General features: G+C 73.9%; 25 protein-coding genes and 1 pseudogene. 15 read left to right on the top strand and 11 right to left on the bottom strand.

The genetic code is table 11. The features are described 5' to 3' along the window. Both A6R01_RS12580 and A6R01_RS12575 read left to right on the top strand, forming a co-directional pair. Positions 1-1360 (top strand): magnesium chelatase (locus A6R01_RS12580; RefSeq protein ID WP_292606369.1); only part of this gene is annotated, 1360 nt, incomplete at its 5' end. 3 nt (positions 1361-1363) lie between these two features. Then, positions 1364-3451, top strand: a complete 2088-nt coding sequence (locus tag A6R01_RS12575; RefSeq protein WP_292606367.1) for a VWA domain-containing protein — start codon at positions 1364-1366, stop codon at positions 3449-3451. A gap of 236 nt (positions 3452-3687) precedes the next feature. Here the strand turns inward: A6R01_RS12575 and A6R01_RS12570 are convergent, their stop codons facing one another. Beyond that, complete coding sequence (locus A6R01_RS12570) at positions 3688-3975, bottom strand: hypothetical protein (protein WP_292606365.1); 288 nt, start codon at positions 3973-3975, stop codon at positions 3688-3690. Here A6R01_RS12570 and A6R01_RS18325 point away from each other — a divergent pair. Beyond that, positions 3938-4030: pseudogene (locus A6R01_RS18325) on the top strand (hypothetical protein); the annotation flags it as partial. The gene A6R01_RS12570 and the pseudogene A6R01_RS18325 overlap by 38 nt on opposite strands. Before the next feature lie 64 nt (positions 4031-4094). On the opposite strand, the gene A6R01_RS12565 reads toward A6R01_RS18325, so the two are convergent. Beyond that, on the bottom strand, positions 4095-4970 hold the full coding sequence (locus tag A6R01_RS12565; RefSeq protein ID WP_292606363.1) for a cobalamin-binding protein: 876 nt from the start codon (positions 4968-4970) through the stop codon (positions 4095-4097). A gap of 35 nt (positions 4971-5005) precedes the next feature. On the opposite strand from A6R01_RS12565, the gene A6R01_RS12560 reads away from it, so the two are divergent. Further along, the gene (locus tag A6R01_RS12560) at positions 5006-5785 is read left to right on the top strand and encodes a TSUP family transporter (RefSeq protein ID WP_292606361.1); all 780 of its coding nucleotides are present in this window, start codon (positions 5006-5008) and stop codon (positions 5783-5785) included. A 4-nt stretch (positions 5786-5789) separates the two neighbouring features. Then, entirely contained in the window at positions 5790-6443 is a 654-nt protein-coding gene (locus A6R01_RS12555; protein WP_292606359.1) for a YigZ family protein, read from the top strand. Here the strand turns inward: A6R01_RS12555 and A6R01_RS12550 are convergent. Beyond that, on the bottom strand, positions 6426-6860 hold the full coding sequence (locus tag A6R01_RS12550; protein WP_292606357.1) for a DUF2695 domain-containing protein: 435 nt from the start codon (positions 6858-6860) through the stop codon (positions 6426-6428). The genes A6R01_RS12555 and A6R01_RS12550 overlap by 18 nt on opposite strands. Before the next feature lie 101 nt (positions 6861-6961). Here A6R01_RS12550 and A6R01_RS12545 point away from each other — a divergent pair, with 101 nt between their 5' ends. Continuing rightward, a complete protein-coding gene (locus A6R01_RS12545; protein WP_292606355.1) occupies positions 6962-7321 on the top strand; it encodes a pyridoxamine 5'-phosphate oxidase in 360 nt (119 codons plus the stop codon). A 42-nt stretch (positions 7322-7363) separates the two neighbouring features. Further along, positions 7364-7876: a DinB family protein gene (locus A6R01_RS12540; protein WP_292606353.1), complete on the top strand. Its 513-nt coding sequence runs from the start codon at positions 7364-7366 to the stop codon at positions 7874-7876. 86 nt (positions 7877-7962) lie between these two features. Here the strand turns inward: A6R01_RS12540 and A6R01_RS12535 are convergent, their stop codons facing one another. Together A6R01_RS12535 and msrA are read right to left on the bottom strand one after the other, a co-directional pair. Beyond that, positions 7963-9297, bottom strand: a complete 1335-nt coding sequence (locus tag A6R01_RS12535) for an AarF/ABC1/UbiB kinase family protein (RefSeq protein ID WP_366925108.1) — start codon at positions 9295-9297, stop codon at positions 7963-7965. Positions 9298-9487: 190 nt separating this feature from the next. Next, positions 9488-10135, bottom strand: a complete 648-nt coding sequence (gene msrA / locus A6R01_RS12530; protein ID WP_292606349.1) for a peptide-methionine (S)-S-oxide reductase MsrA — start codon at positions 10133-10135, stop codon at positions 9488-9490. A gap of 226 nt (positions 10136-10361) precedes the next feature. Here msrA and A6R01_RS12525 point away from each other — a divergent pair, with 226 nt between their 5' ends. From A6R01_RS12525 to ilvA, 4 genes are read left to right on the top strand one after another with little or no spacing between them, the layout of a single operon-like run. Then, entirely contained in the window at positions 10362-10643 is a 282-nt protein-coding gene (locus A6R01_RS12525) for a hypothetical protein (RefSeq protein ID WP_292606347.1), read from the top strand. A gap of 12 nt (positions 10644-10655) precedes the next feature. After that, complete coding sequence (locus A6R01_RS12520) at positions 10656-11834, top strand: cystathionine gamma-synthase (RefSeq protein WP_292606345.1); 1179 nt, start codon at positions 10656-10658, stop codon at positions 11832-11834. Between the two features lie 31 nt (positions 11835-11865). Continuing rightward, positions 11866-13272: an AI-2E family transporter gene (locus tag A6R01_RS12515; RefSeq protein WP_292606343.1), complete on the top strand. Its 1407-nt coding sequence runs from the start codon at positions 11866-11868 to the stop codon at positions 13270-13272. Beyond that, positions 13269-14474 carry a threonine ammonia-lyase gene (gene ilvA / locus A6R01_RS12510; RefSeq protein WP_292606341.1) on the top strand — a complete coding sequence of 402 codons (1206 nt, stop codon included), beginning with the start codon at positions 13269-13271 and terminating at the stop codon, positions 14472-14474. The genes A6R01_RS12515 and ilvA overlap by 4 nt, the downstream gene beginning before the upstream one ends. A 41-nt stretch (positions 14475-14515) precedes the next feature. Here ilvA and greA read toward each other — a convergent pair whose 3' ends face one another. Continuing rightward, complete coding sequence (gene greA / locus A6R01_RS12505) at positions 14516-15019, bottom strand: transcription elongation factor GreA (protein ID WP_292606339.1); 504 nt, start codon at positions 15017-15019, stop codon at positions 14516-14518. 250 nt (positions 15020-15269) lie between these two features. Beyond that, complete coding sequence (locus tag A6R01_RS12500; RefSeq protein WP_292606337.1) at positions 15270-15671, bottom strand: DUF4307 domain-containing protein; 402 nt, start codon at positions 15669-15671, stop codon at positions 15270-15272. Between the two features lie 59 nt (positions 15672-15730). Between A6R01_RS12500 and mca the strand changes: the two genes are divergently transcribed. Both mca and A6R01_RS12490 read left to right on the top strand, forming a co-directional pair. Continuing rightward, positions 15731-16648: a mycothiol conjugate amidase Mca gene (gene mca / locus A6R01_RS12495; RefSeq protein WP_292606335.1), complete on the top strand. Its 918-nt coding sequence runs from the start codon at positions 15731-15733 to the stop codon at positions 16646-16648. Positions 16649-16650: 2 nt separating this feature from the next. Beyond that, entirely contained in the window at positions 16651-16905 is a 255-nt protein-coding gene (locus tag A6R01_RS12490) for a hypothetical protein (RefSeq protein WP_292606333.1), read from the top strand. 50 nt (positions 16906-16955) lie between these two features. On the opposite strand, the gene A6R01_RS12485 is transcribed toward A6R01_RS12490, so the two are convergent. Both A6R01_RS12485 and A6R01_RS12480 read right to left on the bottom strand, forming a co-directional pair. Then, positions 16956-18524, bottom strand: a complete 1569-nt coding sequence (locus A6R01_RS12485) for a protein kinase (protein ID WP_292606331.1) — start codon at positions 18522-18524, stop codon at positions 16956-16958. A 301-nt stretch (positions 18525-18825) separates the two neighbouring features. After that, a complete protein-coding gene (locus A6R01_RS12480) occupies positions 18826-21048 on the bottom strand; it encodes a hypothetical protein (protein WP_292606329.1) in 2223 nt (740 codons plus the stop codon). A gap of 208 nt (positions 21049-21256) precedes the next feature. Here A6R01_RS12480 and A6R01_RS12475 point away from each other — a divergent pair, with 208 nt between their 5' ends. Then, positions 21257-21850 carry a sigma-70 family RNA polymerase sigma factor gene (locus A6R01_RS12475; RefSeq protein ID WP_292606327.1) on the top strand — a complete coding sequence of 198 codons (594 nt, stop codon included), beginning with the start codon at positions 21257-21259 and terminating at the stop codon, positions 21848-21850. Next, positions 21847-22566 carry an anti-sigma factor gene (locus tag A6R01_RS12470; protein ID WP_292606325.1) on the top strand — a complete coding sequence of 240 codons (720 nt, stop codon included), beginning with the start codon at positions 21847-21849 and terminating at the stop codon, positions 22564-22566. The genes A6R01_RS12475 and A6R01_RS12470 overlap by 4 nt, the downstream gene beginning before the upstream one ends. A 40-nt stretch (positions 22567-22606) precedes the next feature. On the opposite strand, the gene A6R01_RS12465 is transcribed toward A6R01_RS12470, so the two are convergent. Both A6R01_RS12465 and A6R01_RS12460 read right to left on the bottom strand, forming a co-directional pair. Beyond that, the gene (locus tag A6R01_RS12465) at positions 22607-22999 is read right to left on the bottom strand and encodes an ATP-binding protein (protein WP_292606323.1); all 393 of its coding nucleotides are present in this window, start codon (positions 22997-22999) and stop codon (positions 22607-22609) included. A 37-nt stretch (positions 23000-23036) separates the two neighbouring features. Continuing rightward, positions 23037-23915 (bottom strand): alpha/beta fold hydrolase (locus tag A6R01_RS12460; RefSeq protein ID WP_292606321.1); only part of this gene is annotated, 879 nt, incomplete at its 5' end.

Genomic DNA, 23915 nt, shown 5'->3' with positions numbered 1-23915 from the left:
CGGCGAGCTCAGGGCCTCCGGCCACGAGCTGAGGACGCTGCGTGCCGAGATGCGCGACAACCTGCTCGCCGCGCTGCGCGAGGGGCGCGACCCGTGGCCGGGGCTGCACGGCTTCGAGGACACCGTGATCCCGCAGCTGGAGCGGGCGCTGATCGCCGGCCACGACATCGTGCTGCTCGGTGAGCGCGGGCAGGGCAAGACCCGCCTGCTGCGCACGATGGTCGGCCTGCTCGACGAGTGGAGCCCGGTGATCACCGGCTCCGAGATCGGCGAGCACCCCTACGAGCCGATCACGGTGCAGTCCCAGCAGGCGGTGGCGGCGTACGGCGACGACCTGCCCATCTCCTGGCGCCACCGCGACGAGCGGTACGCCGAGAAGCTGGCCACGCCCGACACCTCGGTCGCCGACCTCATCGGCGACGTCGACCCGATGAAGGTCGCCGAGGGTCGCTCGCTGGGCGACCTGGAGACGATCCACTTCGGGCTGATCCCGCGCAGCCACCGCGGGATCGTGGCCATCAACGAGCTCCCCGACCTCGCCGAGCGCATCCAGGTCGCGATGCTCAACGTGATGGAGGAGCGCGACATCCAGATCCGCGGCTACGTGCTGCGGCTGCCGCTGGACGTGCTGGTCGTCGCGAGCGCCAACCCCGAGGACTACACCAACCGCGGGCGCATCATCACCCCGCTCAAGGACCGCTTCGGCGCCGAGATCCGCACCCACTACCCGACCGAGCTCGAGGACGAGGTGGCGGTGATCCGCCAGGAGGCCGACCTGGTCGCCGACGTCCCGCCCCACCTGCTGGAGATCCTGGCGCGCTTCACCCGTCACCTGCGCGACTCCAGCGCCGTCGACCAGCGCTCGGGGGTCTCGGCCCGGTTCGCCATCGCCGGTGCGGAGACGATCGCCGCCGCCGCGCTGCACCGGGCCACGGTCCAGGGCGAGCCGCAGGCGGTGGCCCGGGTCGTCGACCTCGAGACTGCCGTGGACGTGCTCGGCGGCAAGATCGAGTTCGAGTCCGGCGAGGAGGGCCGCGAGGCCGAGGTGCTCACCCACCTGCTCCGCACCGCCGTCGCCGAGACCGTGCGTGACCGGTTCCGCGGCCTCGACCTCGGGCTGCTCGTCGACGCGCTCGAGGCGGGGCAGATGGTCACCACCGGCGAGCAGGTCACCGCGCTGGACTTCCTGGCCGGCCTGCCGCGCCTGGGGGAGTCCGACCTCTACGACCAGGTCTGCGAGCGGCTGGGCGCCACCGACGACGGCCAGCGGGCAGGCGCGATCGAGCTGGCGCTGGAGGGGCTCTACCTCGCCCGGAAGGTCAGCAAGGAGTCCGGTCGCGGCGAGACGGTCTACGGCTGAGCCATGGCTGACGTCTGGTCCCAGCGCCGCGCCTCCCGCTACGGCCGCTACGACGGCGGGCGGGATCCGCTCGCGCCACCGGTCGACCTGTCGGAGGCGTTGGACGCGATCGGCGAGGATGTCATGGCCGGCTACAGCCCCGAGCGCGCGCTGCGGGAGTTCCTGCGGCGCGGCGGGCAGGACCAGCAGGGGCTCGACGACCTGGCGCGCCGGGTGGCCGAGCGCCGTCGCGAGCTGCTGAAGCGGCACAACCTCGACGGCACCCTCGAGGAGGTCCGCGAGCTGCTGGACCGCGCCGTGCTCGAGGAGCGCAAGCAGCTGGCCCGCGACGCGATGATGGACGACGGCGACCGGGCGCTGCGGGAGATGACGCTCGACAGCCTGTCGCCCAACCCGGCCGCCGCGGTGAGCGAGCTGTCGTCCTACGACTGGCAGAGCAGCCAGGCCCGCGAGGCCTTCGAGCAGATCAAGGACCTGCTCGGTCGCGAGCTGCTGGACCAGCGCTTCCAGGGCATGAAGCAGGCCCTGGAGAACGCCACGGACGAGGACCGTGCGGCGATCGACGAGATGCTCAGCGACCTCAACGAGCTGCTGGAGAAGCGTCAGCGCGGCGAGGACACGCAGGAGGACTTCGAGGAGTTCATGCGCAAGCACGGGGACCAGTTCCCCGAGGAGCCCCAGGACCTCGACGAGCTGCTTGACGCGATGGCCGCCCGTGCCGCCGCCGCGCAGCGGATGCTGAACTCGATGAGCCCCGAGCAGCGCCAGCAGCTGATGGAGCTCTCCGCCCAGGCCTTCGGGTCCCCGGCGCTGATGGAGTCCCTGGCCCGCCTCGACGGCAACCTGCAGGCGCTGCGTCCGGGCGAGGACTGGTACGGCTCGGAGCAGATGAACGGTCAAAAGGGCCTCGGCCTCGGCGACGGCACGGGGGTCTTCCAGGACCTCGCCGAGCTCGACGCGCTGTCCGAGCAGCTCTCCCAGTCCTACGGCGGCGCCCGGATGGACGACCTCGACCTCGACGCGCTCTCGCGCCAGCTGGGTGAGGAGGCGGCGGTCGACGCCCGCACGCTGCAGCGTCTCGAGCAGGCCCTGCGCGAGCACGGCACCCTCCAGCGCGGCTCCGACGGTCAGCTCCGCCTGACCCCGCAGGCGATGCGCCAGCTCGGCAAGTCCCTCCTGCGCGACGCCGCGGAGCGGCTCTCGGGCCGACAGGGTCAGCGGGAGTCACGCCGTGCCGGAGCGTCCGGCGAGCGCTCCGGTGCCACCCGGGCCTGGGCGTTCGGCGACACCGAGCCCTGGGACGTCACCCGCACCCTCACCAACGCGATCGTCCGCGAGGCCGGCGAGGGGCGCTTCACCGATGGTCGAGCAGCGAGCGCAAGCGAGCGGGGGTCGAGACCCCGTGTCCGCCTGACGATCGACGACGTCGAGGTCCAGGAGACCGAGGAGCGCACCCAGGCCGCCGTGGCCCTGCTCGTGGACACCTCGTTCTCGATGGCCATGGACGGCCGCTGGGTGCCGATGAAGCGCACCGCGCTGGCGCTGCACACCCTCATCCGGTCCCGCTTCCGCGGCGACCACCTGCAGCTGATCGCCTTCGGCCGGCACGCCCAGCGCATGGAGATCGAGGAGCTGACGGCCCTCGACGCGATGTACGACAAGGGCACCAACCTCCACCACGGCCTGCTGCTGGCCAACCGGCACTTCCGCAAGCACCCCAACGCCCAGCCGGTGCTGCTGGTCGTCACCGATGGCGAGCCGACCAGCCACCTCGAGCCCGACGGCGAGGTCTTCTTCTCCTACCCGCCGCACCCGTTGACGATCGCCTACGCCGTCCGCGAGCTCGACAACGCACGTCGCCTCGGTGCGCAGACCACGTTCTTCCGGCTGGGGGAGGACCCCGGCCTGGCGCGCTTCATCGGCTCGATGGCCTCGCGGGTCGAGGGCAGGGTCGTCGCTCCCGAGCTCGACGACCTGGGCGCTGCGGTCGTGGGCTCCTACCTCGGCGACCGATCGGGCTTCGCGCGCTCGTCGATGGGCGGCGGCTACTCCGACTGGTTCGGCGGACGCGGCTTCTGGGTCGGCGGCTGAGGGCCTGACATCCCCGTCCCCGGTCTGCGCCGGGGTCCTCCCCCCGGGTTGTTGCTGAGACGTCTCTCGGGCAACAGGACGTCCACAACCGGAACCAGTTCGCCCACGTCGCCACCACAACGTCACGCTGAACCCGGTCAAGGTCCACGACCCGCTGTTCGTCGGCGCGGACCCGAACGTCACCTGCCCGGCCGGTGCGCTGGCCCGGGTGCGTGGGTGACCTGCTCGTCGAAGACCTACACGCTGACCCAGGCCGACGTCGATGCAGGCACGGTCGACAACACCGCGACCGCCACCGGCACCGCGCCGGACGGCTCGAAGGTCACCGACCCCGACTCCACGTCCCCCCCGGTGGTCGCGGCGCCGGCGATCAAGCTGACCGAGACCGCCTCGACGATCGACGACAACGACGGCAACGGCCACGACGCGGCCTCGACCAGCACCCCGGTCGTCCCGGTGAAGGCCGACCTGGTCGTCACCAAGACGGTGGACAAGAAGAAGCCGTACGCCGGGGAGACCGTCACCTACACCGTGACCGTCACCAACGAGGGCGGCCGGACGGCGGAGAACGTGACGCTCGTCGACACCCTGCCCGACGGCGTCCCCTTCGTCTCCGCGGCCCCGGGCGCCTGCCTGACCCGCTCTACCAGCTCGGCCGTCCGAGGGCTCCCTCCCTCGGGCGGCCGAGTGCTGTGCGGAGGTCCTCCACTCCCTCGACGATGCGCGGGCCGGGGCGCGCCCAGTGCGCGTTCGCGTCCACGGCGTACGTCGGCACCCCGGGCGGCAGGACCCCCGCCGCCAGCAGCGCCCGTTCCTGCGCCCGGGCCCCCTCACGGTCGAAGCCGCAGGGGGCCACCACCACGAGGTCGGGGCGCGCCGCGGCCACCTCGTCCCACGTGGTCCGCACCGACCGGGCGCCGGCCGTGCCGAGCACGCACTCGCCGCCGGCCGCCTCCACCATCTCGGGGATCCAGTGCCCGGGGGCGTAGGGCGGGTCGGTCCACTCGAGCACCACGACCCGGGGCCTGGTGGTGCCAGGGGCCTTCGCACGCGCCGCGTCGAGCGCGTCGACGGTCGCGGCGAGCCGCTCGGCCTTCTGCTCCCGGCCCACCGCTCGGCCGATCGCGCGCACCGAGTCCGCGATCTCCGCGATCGTGTGCGGGTCGAAGGAGAGGACCTCGGCCCGGCACCCCAGGTGGGCCAGCGCGTCCTCGACCGTGTCGACGTCGATGGCGCACACGGCGCAGAGGTCCTGGGTGAGGACGAGGTCCGGGTCGAGGTCGGACAGCGCCCCGGCGTCGAGGGTGTAGAGGTCCTCCCCGGCCGCCGTCGCGGCGGTGACCCACGCATCGATGCCGGCCGGGTCGAGGCCCTCGGGCATGGCCGTCCCGGACACCACCCGTCGGCCACGCGCCTCGGCGGGGAAGTCGCACTCGAACGTCACGCCGACGACGTCCTCGCCGACGCCGAGGGCGAAGAGGATCTCGGTGGTCGAGGGCAGCAGGGACACGATGCGCACGCGGCCACGGTAAGGGCGTCACCTAGGGTCGGCGCGTGGAGGACCCGACGACGACCCTGCTGCTCCTCCTGGCCCTCGCCGGCCTCACGGCCGGCTTCGTGGACGCGGTGGCCGGGGGCGGCGGGCTCATCCAGCTCCCCGCGCTGCTGCTGGGTCTCCCGCAGGCCGCGCCGGTGCAGGTGCTGGCCACCAACAAGCTGGCCTCCATCTGCGGCACCACCGTCAGCTCGGCCACCTACTTCCGGCGCGTCCGTCCGGACCCACGCACCTTCCTGCCGCTGATGGGGCTGGCGTTCGTCGGATCGGCCCTCGGCGCCGCCGTCGCCTCGCACGTGCCCCGCTCGGCCTTCGAGCCGATCGTGCTGGTGGCGCTGGTGCTCGTCGGCGGGTACGTCGCGTTCCGGCCCAACCTCGGCGGTGCGACCGTGCTGCGCTTCGCCGGGCACCGGCACACCGCGGCTGCGCTCGCCGTCGGTCTGGTCGTCGGCTTCTACGACGGCGTGCTGGGCCCGGGCACCGGGTCGTTCTTCGTCGTCGCCCTCGTGGCCCTGCTGGGCTACGGGTTCCTCGAGGCCTCGGCCAAGGCGCGGATGGCCAACTGGGCCACCAACCTCGCGGCCCTCGTCGTGTTCGTCCCCCAGGGCGCGGTGCTGTGGAAGGTCGGGCTGCTCATGGGGGCGGCCAACCTCGTGGGCGGGTACGTCGGTGCGCGCACCGCCGTCGCCAGAGGCTCGGGCTTCGTGAGGGTCTTCTTCCTCGTCGTCGTCGGCGCCTTCGTCGTGCGGATCGGCGGAGAGGTCGCGGGCTGGTGGTGAGCCGATGGTCGAGCCGGTCGTGACCTACCGGGTGCCCGGACGCTCGGCGGAGGCCGAGATCGAGGTGAAGCGCTCGCGCTTCCGGTGCACCCTGGAGCGGGTCGAGGACGAGGCGGCGGCGCGGGCCTTGGTCGAGCGCCTGCGCCGCGAGCACTGGGACGCCCGGCACCACTGCTCCGCCTTCGTCGTGGGCCCGCCGCCCGTGCCCGTGGAACGGTCCTCCGACGACGGTGAGCCGGCCGGCACCGCCGGCGCCCCGATGCTCGAGGTGCTCCGCGGGGCCGGGCTGTCGGACACCGCGGTCGTCGTGACCCGGTGGTTCGGCGGGACCCTGCTGGGTGCCGGGGGACTCGTGCGCGCCTACGGCGACGCCGTGCGCGCCGCCGTCGCGCGAGCCGGGCTGCTCGAGCGCCGGCTGCGCAGCGAGGTCGAGGTCGACCTCGACCACGCCGAGGCCGGCCGGGTCGAGACGGAGCTGAGGTCACGCGGCGTGGACGTGCTCGAGACGGCGTACGGGGCGAGGGTGCGGGTGCTGCTCGGGGTGGACCCGGCGCAGGTCGCGCGGACCGAGGGACTGCTGGCCGAGCTCACCTCCGGCGCTGCCCGCCCGGTGGTGGTCGGGCAGCGGTGGGTGGACGGCTCACCAGCAGCCGGGTGAGCGACGGCGCCGGGACTCCCAGACCGTGCAGGGCTTGGTCGAGTCCAGACGGCCCACCCCCGCACAGGTCGGTGGCCGGTCGGGCTCGCGGAGCTCGTCGGTGTGGATGTCGCGCTCGAGGTGCTCGCGCCGTAGGCGGTAGCCGTTGCTGAAGACCTCGCAGTCGCAGAAGCCGCCCGCGGCCTGCATGCGCGACTCGAGCGCGGTGGCCCGGGGCGACCGGAGCTCGCGGAAGCGACCGGCCCACCGCAGGGTCTCGTCGCACCCGTGCTCGTCGAGCATCCTGGCGATGTAGCAGAGCACGCACTCCGCCGGGTGCGGCGCCATCACCTCCGCCACCACGCGCTGGAGGTACTCCTCCGCGTCCCTGACCACCTGTCGGGCTGCCCCCGCGCCCTCCATGCCAGCCGAGTCCATCCCTGCTCCTCCCGATCGGACTTCCGTGGGCCCTTCCTACGGCCAGGCACCGACAGTCCGCTCCGTCCCGGACCGGGCTTGTGGAGAACTACGCTGCGGCCATGAGCATCCCGGTCGACCTCCACTCGATCCCCGACCAGCTGAGGCGGTTCGCGGCGGCGTACTTGCTCACGACGTCGGGTGAGAGGGTCAAGGCCGTGGCCGTCGGGGTCGCGCCCGAGGGGGAGGCGCTGCGGATCACGACTCCTGGGCGCGGGTCGCTGGCCAACGCGGCCGCCCACCCGGGCGCCACGCTGATGTGGCCGCCCACGCAGGCGACCGAGCCGGCGGGCTTCACGCTGCTCGTCGACGGCACCGCCGCAGTCGACGGCGACGACCTACTGCTCAGCCCGACGTGGGCGGTGCTGCACAAGCCGGCCGGCTCCGACCACGGCCCGGCGGTGGCCGGCGGCTGCGGCTGAGCCGACACCGGGGTGCTCCAGCCGGCGCCTTAGGGTCGAGGCGTGAGCATCCCCACCACGGCCGACGAGATCACCACGCTGCGGGCGTTCCTCGACCACTTCCGCGACACCCTGCGCCGCCAGTGCGCCGGTGTCGGCGCGGACGGGCTGGCATGGACTCTGGCGCCGGCGACGATGACCCTCGGCGGGATGCTCAAGCACCTGACCTTCGTGGAGCAGTGGTGGTTCTCGATCGTGCTGCACGGCCACGAGCCGAGCGGGATCTGGGCCGACGTCGACTGGGAGGCCGACGAGGACTGGGACTGGCACAGCGCCGTCGACGACAGCCCCGACCAGCTCCGCACCTGGCTGGACGAGGCCATCGCGACCTCGGACCGACTGGTCGACGAGGCGCTCGCCCGCGGGGAGGGCCTCGACGTGCTGGCTGCGCGGGAGCGGCGCGGCGGCCCGGTGTCGCTGCGGTGGATCTTGGTGCACATGGTCGAGGAGTACGCCCGGCACTGCGGCCACGCCGACCTGATCCGCGAGTCGATCGACGGCGCCACCGACCTCTGACCGGACCCCCTCGCCCGCGAGCCGGCGTATTGATACGCCGGTTCGACCTGCTGTGCCTGCCGAGCCGGTGCTCCGGGTCGGTCCGGTCAGTCGAGCGTGAAGCCGGGCAGGTGGTCGAGCAGCATCTGCCGGAACGGTGCCTCGGCCTCGAGCTGGGAGAGGATGCCGAGGCCGCCGAGCCAGGTGCGGTGGATCAGCAGGTACGACGGCGGCAGGTTGAGCTTGAGCCCGACCGTGTAGGCGGGGTCCCGGGGGTCGTTGATCTTCGCGAAGACCCCGCGCATCCACTCGCGGGAGAACCGGAAGGTCTCGGTCGTGGCGGGCTCGACGAAGGGCAGCAGGTAGTCGCGCACCAGCTCGGGCTCGACCCGGATCCGGTCCTTGATGAACCCCTCCTCCCGCAGCGCGTCGACGAGGTCCTCCCCGGAGCGGGTGGCGGCGATCGAGAGCAACCGTCCCATCGCCGGCGGGAAGCCGCCGTCGAGCCGGGCGACCGCGCCGAAGTCGAGCACGCCCAGGCGTGCGGGACCGCCGTCGACGCCGGGGACGACCCGGAAGTTGCCGGGGTGCGGGTCCGCGTGGAGGAGACCGGTGCGCGCGGGCGCGGCGACGAGGAACCGGGTGAACAGCCGTCCGAAGTGGTCGCGCTCGGCCCGCGTGCCCTCGGCGATCACCGTCGCCAGGGACGAGGTGGACTCCAGCCACTCGGTGACCAGCACGGTCGGTCCGGTGGCGAGTGCGTCGGGCACGACGATCTCGTCGTCGCCCTCGAAGGCGTCGTGGAAGGTGCGCTGGCTGGCGGCCTCGAGCTCGTAGTCGAGCTCCTCGACGACGCGCTGCTGCAGCTCGGCGACCAGCGGCTTGACGTCGATGCCCGGGATCAGCGGGGCGACGGTGCGCCCGAGCCGGGTGAGCTGGCGCAGGTCGGCCTGGAGCGCGTCACCGGCGCCCGGGTACTGCACCTTCACCGCGACCTCGTGCTCGGCGCCGTCGTCGGTGCGCCAGCGCCCGCGGTGCACCTGGCCGATCGACGCCGCCGCCGTGGGGCCGCCGTCGAGCCAGACCAGCCGCTGCTGCCAGTCCTCGCCCAGGTCGCGGGCGAGCACCTCGCGCACGGTCGAGGTCGGCATCGGGGGAGCGGCGTCCTGCAGCTTCGTCAGCTGCTCGCGGTAGGGCCCCGCCAGCTCGTCGGGCAGCGCGGCCTCGAGCACCGAGAGCGCCTGGCCGAACTTCATCGCCCCGCCCTTGAGCTCGCCCAGGGTGCGGAAGACCTGCTCGGCGGTGCGCTGCTGGATCTCGGTCATCACCGCCTCGGCGGGCTTGCCGCCGAGCCGCTTGCCCAACCCGACGGCCTGGCGTCCGGCGTACCCCAGCGGCAGCCCAGCCAGCCGCGCGGTGCGCGCCATCGCCTTGCGGGGCATCTCGGTCACGACCACATCATCTCCGACCGCCCAAGACCGCTGCGGGTGACGCGGCACCGTGGGACGTCATGCGTCCCGCGGCGACGGTGCTCCCGTCCGCATGACGTCCCGCAGGTCTCCACGGATCACGACGTTCTGCAGGGAGATCGGGCTCCCCACCTGCAGAACGTCGTGATCCGCGCGGGTGGGGTCAGGCGGGGAACGCCACGCCGGTGTTGGCGTGGCAGCGGTAGCCGAACGGGTTCTTGTGGAGGTACTGCTGGTGCGCGTCCTCGGCGTAGTAGTACGGCGTGTCCTCGGCCGAGCGGATCTCGGTGGTGATCGAGCCGAGGCCGCGGCGGGCGAGCTCCGCGCCGTAGACCTCGGTCAGCTCGCGGGCGGTGGCCTCCTGCTCGGGGGTGGTCCAGTAGATCGCCGAGCGGTACTGCGTGCCGACGTCGTTGCCCTGCCGCATGCCCTGCGTGGGGTCGTGGACCTCGAAGAAGCGCTTCACCAGGTCGGCGTAGGACACGACGGTGGGGTCGAAGACGACGCGGACGGCCTCGGTGTGGTTGGTCCGGCCCGAGCACACCTCCTCGTACGACGGGTGGGGGGTGTCCCCGCCGGCGTACCCGACCGACGTCGACCACACGCCGGGCACCTGCCAGTAGACCTCCTCGGCGCCCCAGAAGCAGCCGAGGCCGAAGATCGCGACCTCGTGGCCGGCGGGGGCGGTGTCGGTGACCAGCGGCGCGTCGAGCACGGCGTGCCGCTCCGAGAGGTGCCAGGGGCGCTCGCTGCGGCCCGGCAGCGTCTGCTCGGGGGCGACGAGGGCGGACTGCTTGCGGCCGAGGAACACGGGCGTCTCCTTGCGACGGTGGGAGGAGGGACGGGTGTGACGCGTGGTGCGCGAGGGCCGGTGTGAGGCCCTCCACGTTTGCAACAACGCTGCTCCGAGCATGTTCCCCGGGTCCAAGAAAACGCGCCGGACCCCGCGTCCGACGTGCCACGAGGCCGCTCGGGAGGCTCGATCGTGGGGATGTTCCGTCGTCGGGCACCGGCGCGCCCCGGGTCGCGGCGTCCTGGTGGGGGCCCCGTACCGCCACCAGCTCGCCATCCGGGTCGTCGACGGCCCCGGTGCCGCGGCCGCGCTGGGCCACCTCGCCGACCACGTCCGCAGCACCTACGCGGTCGCCCCGGGGCCGGTCACGCCGCTGGTCCACTGGGTGCACGAGGGGCTGTGGCGGCCCGCCTCCCTCACGCGCGGCCAGGAGGCTCCCCTGGCGCGTGCCGAGGACCAGCCCACCGGCCACCTGGTGGACCCCGGCCGGCTCCACCCCGAGGTCGCCGCAGCGCTCGGGATCTGACACGCTCGGTCGGTGAGCGAGCACCCTGACTGGTCCGACGCCGGCTTCGAGACCCGGGCGATCCACGCGGGCTACGAGCCCGACCCCAGCACCGGCGCGGTCATCCCGCCGATCTACGCCACCTCGACCTACAAGCAGGACGGCGTCGGCGGCCTGCGCGGGGGCTATGAGTACTCCCGCTCGGCCAACCCCACCCGCACCGCCCTGGAGGGTGCGCTCGCGGCGGTCGAGGGCGGCACCCACGGCTTCGCGTTCGCCAGCGGCCTGGCCGCCGAGGACACCCTCGTGCGGGCCCTGTGCGGCCCCGGCCAGCACGCCGTCATCCCCGACGACGCGTACGGCGGCACCTTCCGCCTCTTCGACAAGGTCGAGCAGGTCTGGGGCCTGGTCCACAGCCCCGCGGCCGTCTCCGACGTCGACGCGGTCCGCGCGGCGATCCGCCCCGGCGAGACCCGGCTGGTCTGGGTCGAGACGCCGACCAACCCGCTCCTCGGCATCGGCGACATCGAGGCGCTGGCGGCCGTCGCCCACGACGCGGGCGCACTGCTGGTCGTGGACAACACCTTCGCGTCGCCGTACCTCCAGCAGCCGCTGGCCCTCGGCGCCGACGTCGTCGTCCACTCCACCACCAAGTACGTCGGTGGGCACTCCGACGTGGTGGGCGGCGCCCTCGTGGTGCGCGACGACGCCCTCGCGGACCGGATCCGCTTCCACCAGAACGCCATGGGCGCGGTGGCCGGCCCGTTCGACGCCTGGCTGACCTTGCGCGGGCTCAAGACCCTCGCGGTGCGGATGGACCGCCACTGCGACAACGCCGAGCGGATCGTGGCCCACCTGCTCGAGCACCCGGCCGTGGAGCAGGTCATCTACCCGGGGCTGCCCGACCACCCCGGCCACGAGGTGGCCGCGCGCCAGATGAAGCGCTTCGGCGGCATGGTCTCCTTCCGCGTCAAGGGCGGCGAGGCCGCGGCGCTGGCCGTCTGCGAGCGCACCCACGTCTTCACCCTGGGGGAGTCCCTGGGTGGCGTGGAGTCGCTCATCGAGCACCCCGGCCGGATGACGCACGCCAGCGTGGCCGGCACCGACCTGGAGGTCCCCGCCGACCTGGTCCGGCTCAGCGTCGGCATCGAGTCGGTCGAGGACCTGGTGGCCGACCTCGACCAGGCGCTGTCCTCGGCCCTGTCGCGCTGAGGTCGTCGGCGCGGTGATCTAGGTTGAGGCGATGAGCGACGAGCAGCCGCCCCCCGGGAGGTCCCAGGCGACCGACGGCTCCGGGACCCCGGACGTCGGCCCCGTCGAGCAGACCCGCCTCGGCGAGCGCCGTCGCCTGCGGCGCGAGCGCTCCCAGTCCGAGGCGGAGAGCCTCGCGCAGCGGCTCTTCTCCCAGTGGTCGGCGCTGCGTGACGAGCGCGAGCGCCAGCTCGCGCCGCCGCCGCAGCTGGTCGCGGCCGGCTCCGTGACCCGCGCGCCGGTGCCGGTCGGCTACGACCTCGCCGCGGCGTGGGCGTGGCGCTTCCTGGTCATCGTCGCGGCGCTGGCCGTCGTCGGGTGGGTGCTGGGCTACCTCATCGTCATCGTGGTCCCGGTCGTGGTGTCGTTGTTGATCACCGCGCTCGCGGTGCCGCTGGTGGACCGGCTGGCCGGTTGGGGCGTGCCCCGCGGGCTGGCCGCGCTGCTCACCGTCGCGGCGGGCATCGCCGCTGTGGTCGCGCTGCTGACCTTCGTGGGGCAGCAGGTGGCCGGCGGCGCCAGCGACCTCGCCGACTCCACCGTGGCCGGGCTCGGGGAGATCCGGCAGTGGCTCCAGGAGGGGCCGCTGCACGCCACCGACAGCCAGATCGACGGCTACATCGACCAGGCCCAGCGGGCGATCGCCGAGCGCTCCGACGAGGGCGAGATCCTCACCCGCATCACCGAGCTGGGCACGACGTTGACCCACGTCTTCGCGGGCTTCTTCATCGTGCTCTTCGCGACCTACTTCTTCATGGCCGACGGGGCGCGGATCTGGTCGTGGCTGGTGCGGCTCGCGCCGCGCACCGCCCGCGCCCGCGTCGACTCCTCGGGCCGCGTCGCCTGGATCTCGCTGCGCCAGTTCGTGCGGGCCACGGTGATCGTGGCGCTCGTGGACGCCATCGGCATCTCGATCTGGGCCGCCGTGATGGGGCTGCCGTTCGTCGCCGCCATCGGGGTGCTGGTCTTCCTCGGCGCCTTCGTGCCGATGGTCGGTGCCACGGTCGCCGGCACGGTGGCGATCCTGGTGGCGCTGGTCGACCAGGGTCCCTGGGCGGCGCTGCTGATGCTGATCGGCGTCATCGTGGTCCAGCAGCTCGAGGGCCACGTGCTGCAGCCGTTCCTGATGGGCCGCTGGGTCTCGGTGCACCCGCTCGGGGTGATCGTCGCGATCGCGGTCGGCGTGCTGGTCGCCGGCATCGTCGGTGCGCTGGTGGCCGTCCCGCTCGCGGCCGCGGTCAACGCCGTGGGGCTGCACCTCGCGGCGTACACCGACCCCGGCGACGACCCCGTCGAGGAGCTCGAGGAGGACTACGCCGAGACCGGGCGAGCGCCCGCGACCCCCGACCCCGACGGGCCCGGCCGCGACGACCCCGACGGCCCCGGAGCGTCCGCATGAGCCAGGTCGGTCTCGCCGAGATCGAGGCGGCCCGGCTGCTGCTGGACGGCATCGCGGTGCGCACGCCGATGGAGGAGTCGCGCTGGCTCTCGGCCGTGGCCGGCGGCGAGGTCCGTATCAAGGCCGAGAACCTCCAGCGCACCGGCTCCTTCAAGGCGCGCGGCGCCTACGTGCGGCTCTCGCGGCTCAGCGAGGCCGAGCGCGCCCGCGGCGTCGTCGCCGCCAGCGCCGGCAACCACGCCCAGGGCGTCGCACTGGCCGCGCAGCTCGTCGGCACCCGCGCCACGGTCTTCATGCCCGAGGGGGCGCCGATCCCCAAGGAGCGCGCCACCCGGGGGTACGGCGCCGAGGTGGTCTTCACCGGCACCTACCTCGAGGACGCCCTGGTCGCCGCGCGTGAGTTCTCCGAGCGCACCGGGGCGGTCTTCATCCACCCCTTCGACCACGAGGACGTGATCGCCGGTCAGGGCACCGTGGGGCTGGAGATCCTCGAGCAGCTGCCGCAGGCGGCCAGCGTGGTGGTGCCGACCGGGGGCGGGGGGCTGCTGGCCGGGGTCGCCCTGGCGGTGAAGTCAGTGCGGCCCGACGTACGCGTCGTCGGGGTGCAGGCCAAGGACGCCGCGGCCTACCCCGGCTCGCTCGAGGCCGGGCGCCCGACCCCGCTGGAGCAGATGCGCACGATGGCCGACGGCATCGCGGTCGGACGGCCCGGCGACCTGACGTTCGCCGCGGTGCGCGACCACGTCGACGACGTCGTCACCGTCTCCGAGGACTCCCTGGCCCGCGCGGTGCTGGCGCTGGCCGAGCGGGCGAAGCTGGTCTCGGAGCCGGCGGGTGCGGCCGCGGTGGCTGCCCTGCTCGACGACCCCGCGCGCTTCCCGACCCCCTGCGTGGCCGTCGTCTCCGGCGGCAACATCGACCCGCTGCTGCTGGGCAAGGTGATCCGGCACGGCATGGCGGCCGCCGGCCGCTACCTCAACCTGCACGTCACCATCCCCGACGTGCCCGGTGGCCTGGCCAAGCTGCTGACCGTGGTGGGCGACTCCGGGGCCAACGTCCTGGAGGTCGCCCACGAGCGGATCTCCCCGCTGCTCTCGGTCGACGAGGTCGACGTGATGCTGCAGCTGGAGACCCGCGGGTCGACGCACTCCGACACGGTGCTCTCGGCGCTTCGGGCGCAGGGCTACCGGGTGGCGGAGTAGGGCCTGTCCCACCACCCGGTGGTGGAACAGGCCGGCGGCCCTCAGCCGGTGTAGGGCTCGGCGTCGAGGATGATGACCTCGAGCGTCTTGCCGTTGGGCGCCTCGTAGGAGACGGTGTCGCCCTTCGACGCGCCGTTGATCGCGGCGCCCAGCGGCGACTGGGGGGAGTAGACGGTGAGGCCGTCGGGCTCGATCTCCCGGGCGCCGAGCAGGAAGGTCTCGGCTTCGTCGTCGTCATCGCCCACGAACTTGTAGGTGACCTTCATGCCGGGCTCGACGATGCCGTCGTCGGGCGGGGTCTCGCCGACCTCGGCGCGGCGCAGCATGTCCTCGAGCTGGCGGATGCGTCCCTCGATGCGGCCCTGCTCCTCGCGGGCGGCGTGGTAGCCGCCGTTCTCCTTCAGGTCGCCCTCGTCGCGAGCGGCGCTGATGCGCTCGATGACCTCCTGGCGCACGGGGCCCTTGAGGTCCTCCAGCTCGGCGACGAGCTTGTCGTGGGCCGCCTGGGTGAGCCAGATCTTCTCCTGCTGCGGGGACTGCGTCATCGGGTTACTCCTGCCGTGGAGCCGCGGGACCCCGCCCCGCCATCTCGGGGTGCGGCCCGCCGGCCCGTCTCGTCACTTCTCGTCACTGTCGGGTGCGAACTGTCTCGACCGCCTCCGGTCGGCTGCGAATGGCCGTACGACGGAGGTCGCGGGCCGTTTCGCGAAGCAGCCCTGCGGGACGGTCGATCTCGCCACTGTAGCAACGAGACCCGCCTGACGCAGGTCGTTGCTCACACCCTCCCGGGTGGGGTCAGCGGGGCCGCTTCTGCCCGTCGGCGGTGCAGCCGACCTTCTCCACGGCCGTGGCCCGGCGCTCGGTCCGGATCGGGACGCTGATCCGACCGGAGTCCTCGGGCGTGAAGACGGCCTCCCCGACCGCGCTCTTGTCCTCGGCCAGCGCACGCAGCACGCACTGCACGTCGCTGGCCCGGTCGCTGAGCTGGACCTGCACGTCGGCCACGACCTCGTGCTCGTCGGTCACGGTGAACCCGACGAGCTCCGAGCGGGCCTCGGGGGTGGCGTGGGTCCACGCCGCCCAGGCGACCAGCAGCCCGGAGACGACCGCGAGCACGACGGTCGCGATGACGGCCGCGCGACGCCGCCAGGGCGCGGGAGCGCCGTACCGCTGCGCCATGAGGTCCTGCGAAGTCACCCCCCGATGGTCCCATCCTCGCCGCAGGGCGTCGCGGGGGCCCTCCTACGATGGAGGGCATGTCGCAGGAGCCCCAGGACAGGCCGTACGCCGGTCTGCGTCTGATGCACGTCCACGCCCACCCCGACGACGAGTCGAGCAAGGGGGCCGCCTCCACCGCCCGCTACGTCGCCGAGGGCGCCGAGGTGCACGTCGTGACCTGCACCGGAGGCGAGCGCGGGTCGATCCTCAACCCCAAGATGGATCGCCCCGAGATCCTGGCCAACATCACCGAGGTGCGCCGCCAGGAGATGGAGCGGGCCCGCGACATCCTCGGTATCACCCAGCACTGGCTCGGCTTCGTCGACTCGGGCTGGCCCGACGGTGACCCGAAGCCCCCGCTCCCCGAGGGCTGCTTCGGGCTGGCCCCGCTCGAGGAGTCCGTCGAGGCGCTGGTGCGGATCGTCCGGGCCGTGCGGCCGCACGTCATGACGACGTACGACGAGCGCGGCGGCTACCCCCACCCCGACCACATCCGCTGCCACGAGGTGTCGATGGCGGCCTTCGAGGCCGCCGGCGACCCCGAGCGGTTCCCCGACGCCGGCGAGCCGTGGCAGCCGCTGAAGCTCTACTACCACCACTCCTTCAACCGCCCGCGGATGCAGGCGCTGCACGACGCGATGCAGCAGCACGGCCTGGAGTCCCCGTGGGAGGAGCGGCTCAAGGACTGGAAGCCCGAGCCGGAGTGGGACGCCCGCATCACCACGCGCGTCGTCTGCGACCGCTGGTTCGGCGTCCGTGACCAGGCGCTGCTGGCCCACGCGACGCAGATCGACCCCGACGGCTTCTGGTTCGCGATCCCGCGCGAGCTGCAGGCCGAGGTGTGGCCGACCGAGGACTACGAGCTCGTCACCACCCACGTGGAGGCGCCCACCCCGGAGGACGACCTGTTCGCGGGGCTGATGGACCACCCCGACGCCGTCGGTGGGAGGATCTGAGCATGCTGCTCGACGTCGTGCACACCGTCCTCCCGCTCCTCGCGCCCCTCGTGGACGAGGTCCCGGAGGCCGAGGACGTCAAGGCGGGGTCGATCGCCTTCCTGCTGTTCATCCTCGGCCTCGTCGCCGTCGCGTTGCTCGGCTGGAGCCTGGTGCGCCAGCTGCGCAAGGTCGAGGACGCGCGCAAGCGCGGGGTCTACGGCGACGAGCCCGAGACCGCCGACCAGAGCCAGGACGCCGCGCGCCCCACCGACTGATCCGGGCCGACCCGGGCCGACCCCGCGCTCAGTAGCGGGGAGGGGGCCGGTCAGCCCTGGGCGTCGCCGGACTCCGCGGCCTGGGCGGCCACCTGGGCGCGGACGTCCTCCATGTCCAGGCCCTTGACCGCCCCGATGAGCTGGTCGAGCCCGGCCGGGGGCAGGGCGCCGGGCTGGGCGAAGACCAGGATGCCCTCGCGGAAGGCCATCAGCGTGGGGATCGAGGAGATGCCCGCGGCCGAGGAGAGCTCCTGCTGCTCCTCGGTGTTGACCGACCCGAAGGTGATGTCGGGGTGCGCCTCGCTGGCGGCCTCGTAGGTCGGGGCGAACTGGCGGCACGGCCCGCACCAGCTGGCCCAGAAGTCGACGAACAGGATGTCGTCGTCCTTGACGTGGGACTCGAAGTTCTCGGCGGTCAGCTCGATCGTGGCCATGACCCCACCGTAGCCCGGTCCTGCGCGCCCGGCCCGCCGGCCGTCAGTCGTCGTCGTCGTCCTCGTCGTCGTCGTCCTGCTTCTCCTTCGGGCCCTTCTCCTTCTGCTTGCCCTTGCCCTTGCCCGGTGCGGCGCCAACCCCTGCCAGAACGCCAGCAGCCGGCCCGGCGTCCGGGCGATCGCGTCCCCGGCACGGTCCGCGGCCGGCCTCGACGACGGGGCCGACGGGGCCGACGGGGCCGACGGGGCCGACCGGCGCGACGGGGTCGCCGGCGCTGCCGCAGCGGCGAGCGGGGCGGTGGCGACGGGGGCGGTGAGCAGCGCGGTGCGGTCACCGTCAGCGCCGCTCCCGGGAACGGCCCCGGGACCGGCCTCTGGAGCAGCCGGTGCCGGTACGCCGGAGGCCAGCAGGTCCGCGGCCTCCGCGACGTCCACGCGGTGGGCCGGGTCGGCCGCCGTCATCGCGGCCAGCAGCGTCGCCCATCCGCCCGGCAGGTCGGCCGGGACCTCGGGGTCGCGCTGGAGCCGGGCCAGGGCCGCCTCGGTGGGGCTGCCCGGGAACGCCCGGCGTCCGGTCAGCGCCTCGAGGATCACCAGCCCCAGGGCGTAGGTGTCGGCGGCGCCCGTGACGTCCTCGCCGCGCACCTGCTCGGGCGCGAGGTAGGCGGCGGTGCCGATGGCCGTGCCGGTGCGGGTGTGGCGGGCGGTGTCGCCCAGGAGCCGGGCGATGCCGAAGTCGGCGAGCTTGACCCGGCCGTCGCCGCCCAGCAGCACGTTGCCGGGCTTCACGTCGCGGTGCACCACGCCCCGGTCGTGGGCGTAGGCGAGCGCGGCGGCGACCTGGGCGCCGACGGCGGCGGCGTCCTCGGGGGTCAGCGGCCCGTCCTGGAGCGCGTCGGCCAGCGAGCGGCCCTCGACCAGCTCCATCACCAGGAAGGGGCGGTCGTCGTCCTCCCCGATACCGGCGTCGAGCACGGTCACCAGGTTGCGGTGGGAGAGGCCGGCCAGGGTGCGGGCCTCGGCCACGAAGCGGTGCCGCGCCGACTCGTCGCCGGCCACGTCGCGCAGCACCTTGACCGCGACGCTGCGCTCGAGCGTGGTGTCGGTGGCTCGGTGCACGTCGGCCATCCCGCCGGAGCCCAGCAGGCTCTCCAGCACGTAGCGGTCACGCAGGGCGGCGCTCACCAGGGCACTCCTCGGTCTGTGTCGTGGGGGACCTGAGGCGTCTACCCGCGGTCTGCTCCGTTCACACCCCGACCGCGTCACACCCGTGCCGGCCCCTGTCGCGCTCGTGTGGCCCAGCGCGGCGCATGGACCGCGCCGAGCCACACGAGCCGTGGCACGAGACGAGCCACGAGACGGCCCTGGACGCACCTCGGCCCCGGGACCTGAGACCGGTCCCGGGGCCGAGGGCGGTACGCCGACGGGGTGCCCCGCCGGCGTACCGGGTCTTGCGCGGTGCTCGGTGAGCAGTCCCCGCCGGCAGTCAGCTGGCCGGGACGGGCGTGCCGTTGAGCGTGAAGGGTCCGCCGACGTTGAACACGTCCGGGCCGGCGGGCGCGGTGTTGCCGGTGACGACCAGGTTCGTGGCGGTGATGCTGCCGGTGGCGGAGTTCCACAGGCCGCCGCCCTCGTTGGCCGCGTTGTTGCCGGTCACGGTGCCGCCGTCCCAGGTGACGGTCGCGGCGCCGGTGACGTGCAGGCCGCCGCCGTTGCCGGGGGCAGCGCCGGTGTCGTTGCCGGTCATGTCGACGTCGTTGATGACGAGGGTGCCGACGTTGGTCTCCACCGCACCACCGGCGCGGGAGGAGGAGTTGCCGTCGAAGGTGGTGTCCTCGATGGTCAGCGTCGCGGGGTTGGTGCCCTCGCCGTTGTTGAGGACGCCGCCACCCGAGCCGCTGGCGCCGGTCGCGGTGTTGTCGTCGATCGTCGAGCCGGTGATCGTCATGACGCCGTCGTTGTAGACGCCGCCGCCGCCCTGGGTGGCCGCGTCACCGGTGGCGGTGTTGCCCTCGACCACGGTGTCGCTGATCGAGAAGGTGCCGCTCGCGGAGTTCCACAGGCCGCCGCCCTCGACGGCGCTGTTGCCGGACACGGTGCTCTGCGCGACGTCGACGGTGCCGGCGCCGGTCAGGTGCAGGCCGCCGCCGTTGCCGGGGGCCGCGCCCGCGTCGTTGCCGAGCAGGTCGGTGCGGAACACCTCGGTCGAGCCGGCGCTGGACTCGATGCCGCCGCCGGCACGCTGGGCGTCGTTGCCGTCGAGCACGCTGCGGCGCACGACCAACGCGCCAGCGTTGTTGAGGATGCCGCCACCGGAGCCCGCGGCACCGGTGGCGCTGTTGTCGACGAGGTCCGAGCCGAGCACCTCGGTGGTGCCGCCGTCGGAGTAGATCGCGCCGCCGCCCTGGTCGGCCCCGGCACCGGAGGCGCTGTTGCCCTCCAGGCTGGTGCCGCGGACGGTGAAGGTGCCGCCGGAGGAGTTCCAGAGGCCGCCGCCCTCGACGGCGGTGTTGTCGGTGACGGTGCTCTGGAGCACCTCGACGGTGCCGGCGCCGGTCAGGTGCAGGCCGCCGCCGTTGCCCGGGGCCTGGCCCGCGTCGTTGCCGGTGAGCTCGACACCCGCCAGCGTGGTGGTGCCGACGTTGGCCTCGACGCCGCCGCCGGCGCGGTTGGCGGTGTTGCCCGACAGGGTCGACCGCTCGACGCTCAGCGTGCCGAGGTTGTTGAGGATGCCGCCGCCGGAGCCGGCGGTGCCGGTGGCGCTGTTGTCCTCCAGCGAGGACCGGGTGACGGTGAGGGAGCCGCCGTCGTTGTACAGCGCGCCACCGCCCTGGTCGGCCGCGACGCCCTCGGCGACGTTGCCCATCAGCACGGTGCGGTCGACGGTGAAGGTGCCGGTGGAGGAGTTCCACAGGCCGCCGCCCTCGGCGGAGGCGATGTTGTCGGCGACCCAGCTGCTCTGCACCGACACCGTCCCGGTGCCGGTCAGGTGCAGGCCGCCGCCGTTGCCGGGCTCGGCGCCGGTGGAGTTCTCGATGACGCGGGTCTCGATGAGCGTGGTGTCGCCCTCGACGGCCTCGATGGCGCCGCCGGCGCGGGTCGCGCTGTTGCCGCGCAGCACCGAGCCGGAGACCAGCAGGCTCCCGGCCTCGTTGGCGATGGCACCGCCCGAGGCGCCGGTGCCCTCGGCGACGGAGGCGCGGATGGTGGTGCCTCGCAGGACGACCTCGCCGGCGCTGCGGATCGCTCCGCCGTTCTCACCGGTGGGGGCGGCGCCCCTGACCAGGCGCGCCTGCTTCAGCACGAGGCGGCCGCCGTCGGCCACGTCGAAGATGCGGCTGTCGCCGCGGGCGTCGATGCGGTGCGCACGCGCGTTGATCACGATCTGGCCGGTCACGTCGAGCTGGCCGCCGCTGAGGCGGACGTGGTCGCGGACCTTGATGCGGGTCAGGCCCGTCGAGGCGTTGGCCTGCTCGACGGCGTCGCGCAGGTCGCGCTCGGAGTCGACCTTGACCTTGCGGGCCCCGGCGCGCGCCGCAGCAGCGGTGCGTGCGGAGGAGCCGGTGGCCGCGTCGGCGGTGGAGACGTCCACGGTGGCGACGTCGGCGGCGGAGGCGGGGAGCGTCAGCGCGGTCCCGGCGCCGAGCGCCAGGAGGGCCGCTGCGGCGCCACCGGTGACCCGGGAGCGCCTGCGGGAGGGAGCAGTCATGTCGTTTCTGGCCCTTCGGTCGGCGGCCGGTCGGTCCGGCCTGGGGCGAGGACGAGGGTCCGTCCTCGGGAGTGGGTACGGCGCTGGGCCGGTGCGCGTTCACCGCCGGTCCGGATCGGTGCGGAACCGGTCCTTCCGGGTGAGCGACCCATCCGGTCCCTCGACCGGCTCCGAAGGCAGACCAGAGCTCCCTGCGAGAGGACCCCCGGTGACCGAGACACCCGCGGCCACGACGACCACCCGCCCGGCCGCGCCCCCGGTGCCGGCGGGGTTGCGCGACGAGGACGAGGTGCACGCGGCGTACCTCCTCTACGGACCGCAGATCTACCGCTTCGTGCTCCGCGGGCTCGACGACGCCGGAGCGGCGCAGGACGTCACGCAGGAGACCTTCCTCAAGGCGTGGCGGCGCGCGGACCTCTTCGACCCGTCGCTGTCCTCGCTGCGCAGCTGGCTGTTCGGCATCGCGCGCCACACGATGATCGACCACGCCCGTGCGGCGTCGGTGCGGCCGTGGCAGACGCGCCTGGTCGACCCGCCCACGGCGCAGGTGGCGGCGCAGGTGGCGGGGGAGACCGTGCCGGACCCGACCGAGCGGCTGGTGGGATCATGGGTGGTGGAGGAGGCGCTGCGCCGCATCTCCGAGCACCACCGCGTGGCCATCGTCGAGACCCACCTGCGCGAGCGGCCCCACGACGAGGTCGCCGCCGACCTGGGGGTCCCGGTCGGGACGCTGCGCAGCCGGGTGTTCTACGGGCTCAAGGCGCTGCGTGCCGCGATGGACGAGATGGGGGTGGACCGATGACCGGGCCCGACGACGCACACCAGAGGCTGCGCGAGCTGCTGGGCGCGCACGCGCTGGGACACCCCCTGGACGCCACCGACGAGACCGCGCTGCGGGCCCACCTCGACGGCTGCGCGGCCTGCCGCGCCGAGCTGGAGGAGATCGCCCCGCTGCGCGGGGCCCTCGCCGACGTCGACGCGGCCCGGCTGGCCTCTCCGGCCTCCCCGCCGCCGGGGCTGGGTCGCGAGATCCGCGACGCCGTGGCGGCCGAGCGGTCCGCGCGGGCCGCCGACGAGCTGGCACGGCGCCGGGACGACCGGTTGCGCCGGCGTACCCGCCGGGTGCAGTGGCTCGGCGCGGCCGCGATGGTGACCGTCCTGGTCGGCACCGGCGGGGTGCTGCTCGGGCGCGCCACCGTGCCGGAGCCGCCCGCGGTGCCCTACGAGGCGGTTGCGCTCGACGTCGTCGACCCCGACGTCACCGTCGAGGAGGCGGGGCTGGTGCCGCACACGTGGGGCGTGGAGCTGCGCTTCCGGGGTGCGGGCTTCGAGGAGGGCGCGGTCTATCGCGCTGCCTTCGTCGACGCCGACGGCACCCGGACACCGGCGGGGGAGTTCCTCGGCACCGGTGCGGAGGAGATGGTCTGCAACCTGCAGTCGGCCCTGCTGCGCGACGCGGCCACAGCCGTGGTCGTGACCGACGACTCCGGCGAGACGGTCCTCTCCGCCGCGCTCTGAGGTCCCGGGCCAGGATCCGGGCTGGGCGCTGGAAGGTCCCTCAGGCCATCGCGAGCGCGAGCTCGGCGACGACGTGGGTACGCCGGTCGCGCCGGTCGACGTGCCAGCGGTCGCAGACCTCGCCGACGATCATCAGGCCCCGCCCGTGGTCGGAGTCGGGGTCGGCGTCCACGGCCTCGACCGAGCCGCCGCGGCCGCCGTCGGCGACCTCGAGCACGAGACGTTCGGGCTCGAGCGACCAGGACACCTCGACGTGGCCCGCAGCGGTGGGGCGACCGTGACGCACGGCGTTGGAGACGAGCTCGCTGAGGACGAGGGTGGCGTCGTAGACGACCGACTCGCCGACGCCCTCGCGCTCCAGCAGGTCGCGCAGCTCGTGACGGGCGACGGCGACGCTGGCCGGCTCGTGCGCCAGCTGGTGTGTCTCGTGCATGTGGACTCCCCTCTCCGACCAGCCGTATACCCAGGACTCAGCCGGCGGACACGTCCCGGAGCCGATGAGTGCTGCCCGCCACGTCGGCACCGGCGCGTCGCCACACGTCGTCGAGGGCGTCCTCGAAGACCGGCAGCCACCGCGCGGCGTCCAGGACCACCGACGCGTGGCCGCCCGGGGCGGAGAACACCCGGGCGCCCGGCACCGCTGCGGCGAGCTTGTGCTGGCGACGGGTGGGGATGGCGTGGTCCTTCTCGGTGACGACGACCGCGGTGGGGACGTCGACGTCCCCGATCCAGGGGGAGGAGTCGAAGTGACCGACCGCGTTGACCACCTCGGGGTAGGCCCAGCCCGAGGTGCTGCGGACCTGGGCGAGGCCCCACGAGGGCAGGTCGGTCAGGTGGACGTCGGGGGTCAGCGGCAGGCTCTGCGCGAGCTGCTCGACGCGGGCGGCGGCGTGCCGCGAGACCGGGTTCATGGTGGCGGCGAGCACCGGGAAGAAGAGCCGCTCGTGGACGGTCCCCTGGCCGTTGCGTGCGGTCGAGGCGAGCACCAGGCCGGCCACCCGGTCGGGGTGGCGGTGCCAGGTCTCCTGGGCGACGAAGCCGCCGAGGGAGTAGCCGGCGAGGACCGCCCGGTCGATCCCGAGCGCGTCGAGCACCGCCACGGCGTCGTCGGCGCAGTCCTCGATGCGGAACCGCTCGGAGACGATGCCGCGCCCGTGCCAGCGCTGGTCGAAGGCCACCACGCGGTAGCGGTCGCCGAGCGCCCCGAGCACCGGGAACCAGTTGAGGTACGCCGTGCACGCCAGCCCGTGCAGGAGGACCACGACCGGTGCGTCGGGGGTGGGGCCGGGGACGTCGACGACGAAGGTGCTCCCGCGGCCGGGCAGCCGCACGGTCCGGCCGGCGGGCAC

The sequence above is a fragment of the Nocardioides sp. REDSEA-S30_B4 genome, from assembly GCF_001627265.1.
Classification (GTDB): Bacteria; Actinomycetota; Actinomycetes; order Propionibacteriales; family Nocardioidaceae; genus Nocardioides.
The sequence above is the reverse complement of the archived record's forward strand: the minus strand, read 5'-3'. Positions and strand labels throughout refer to the sequence as shown.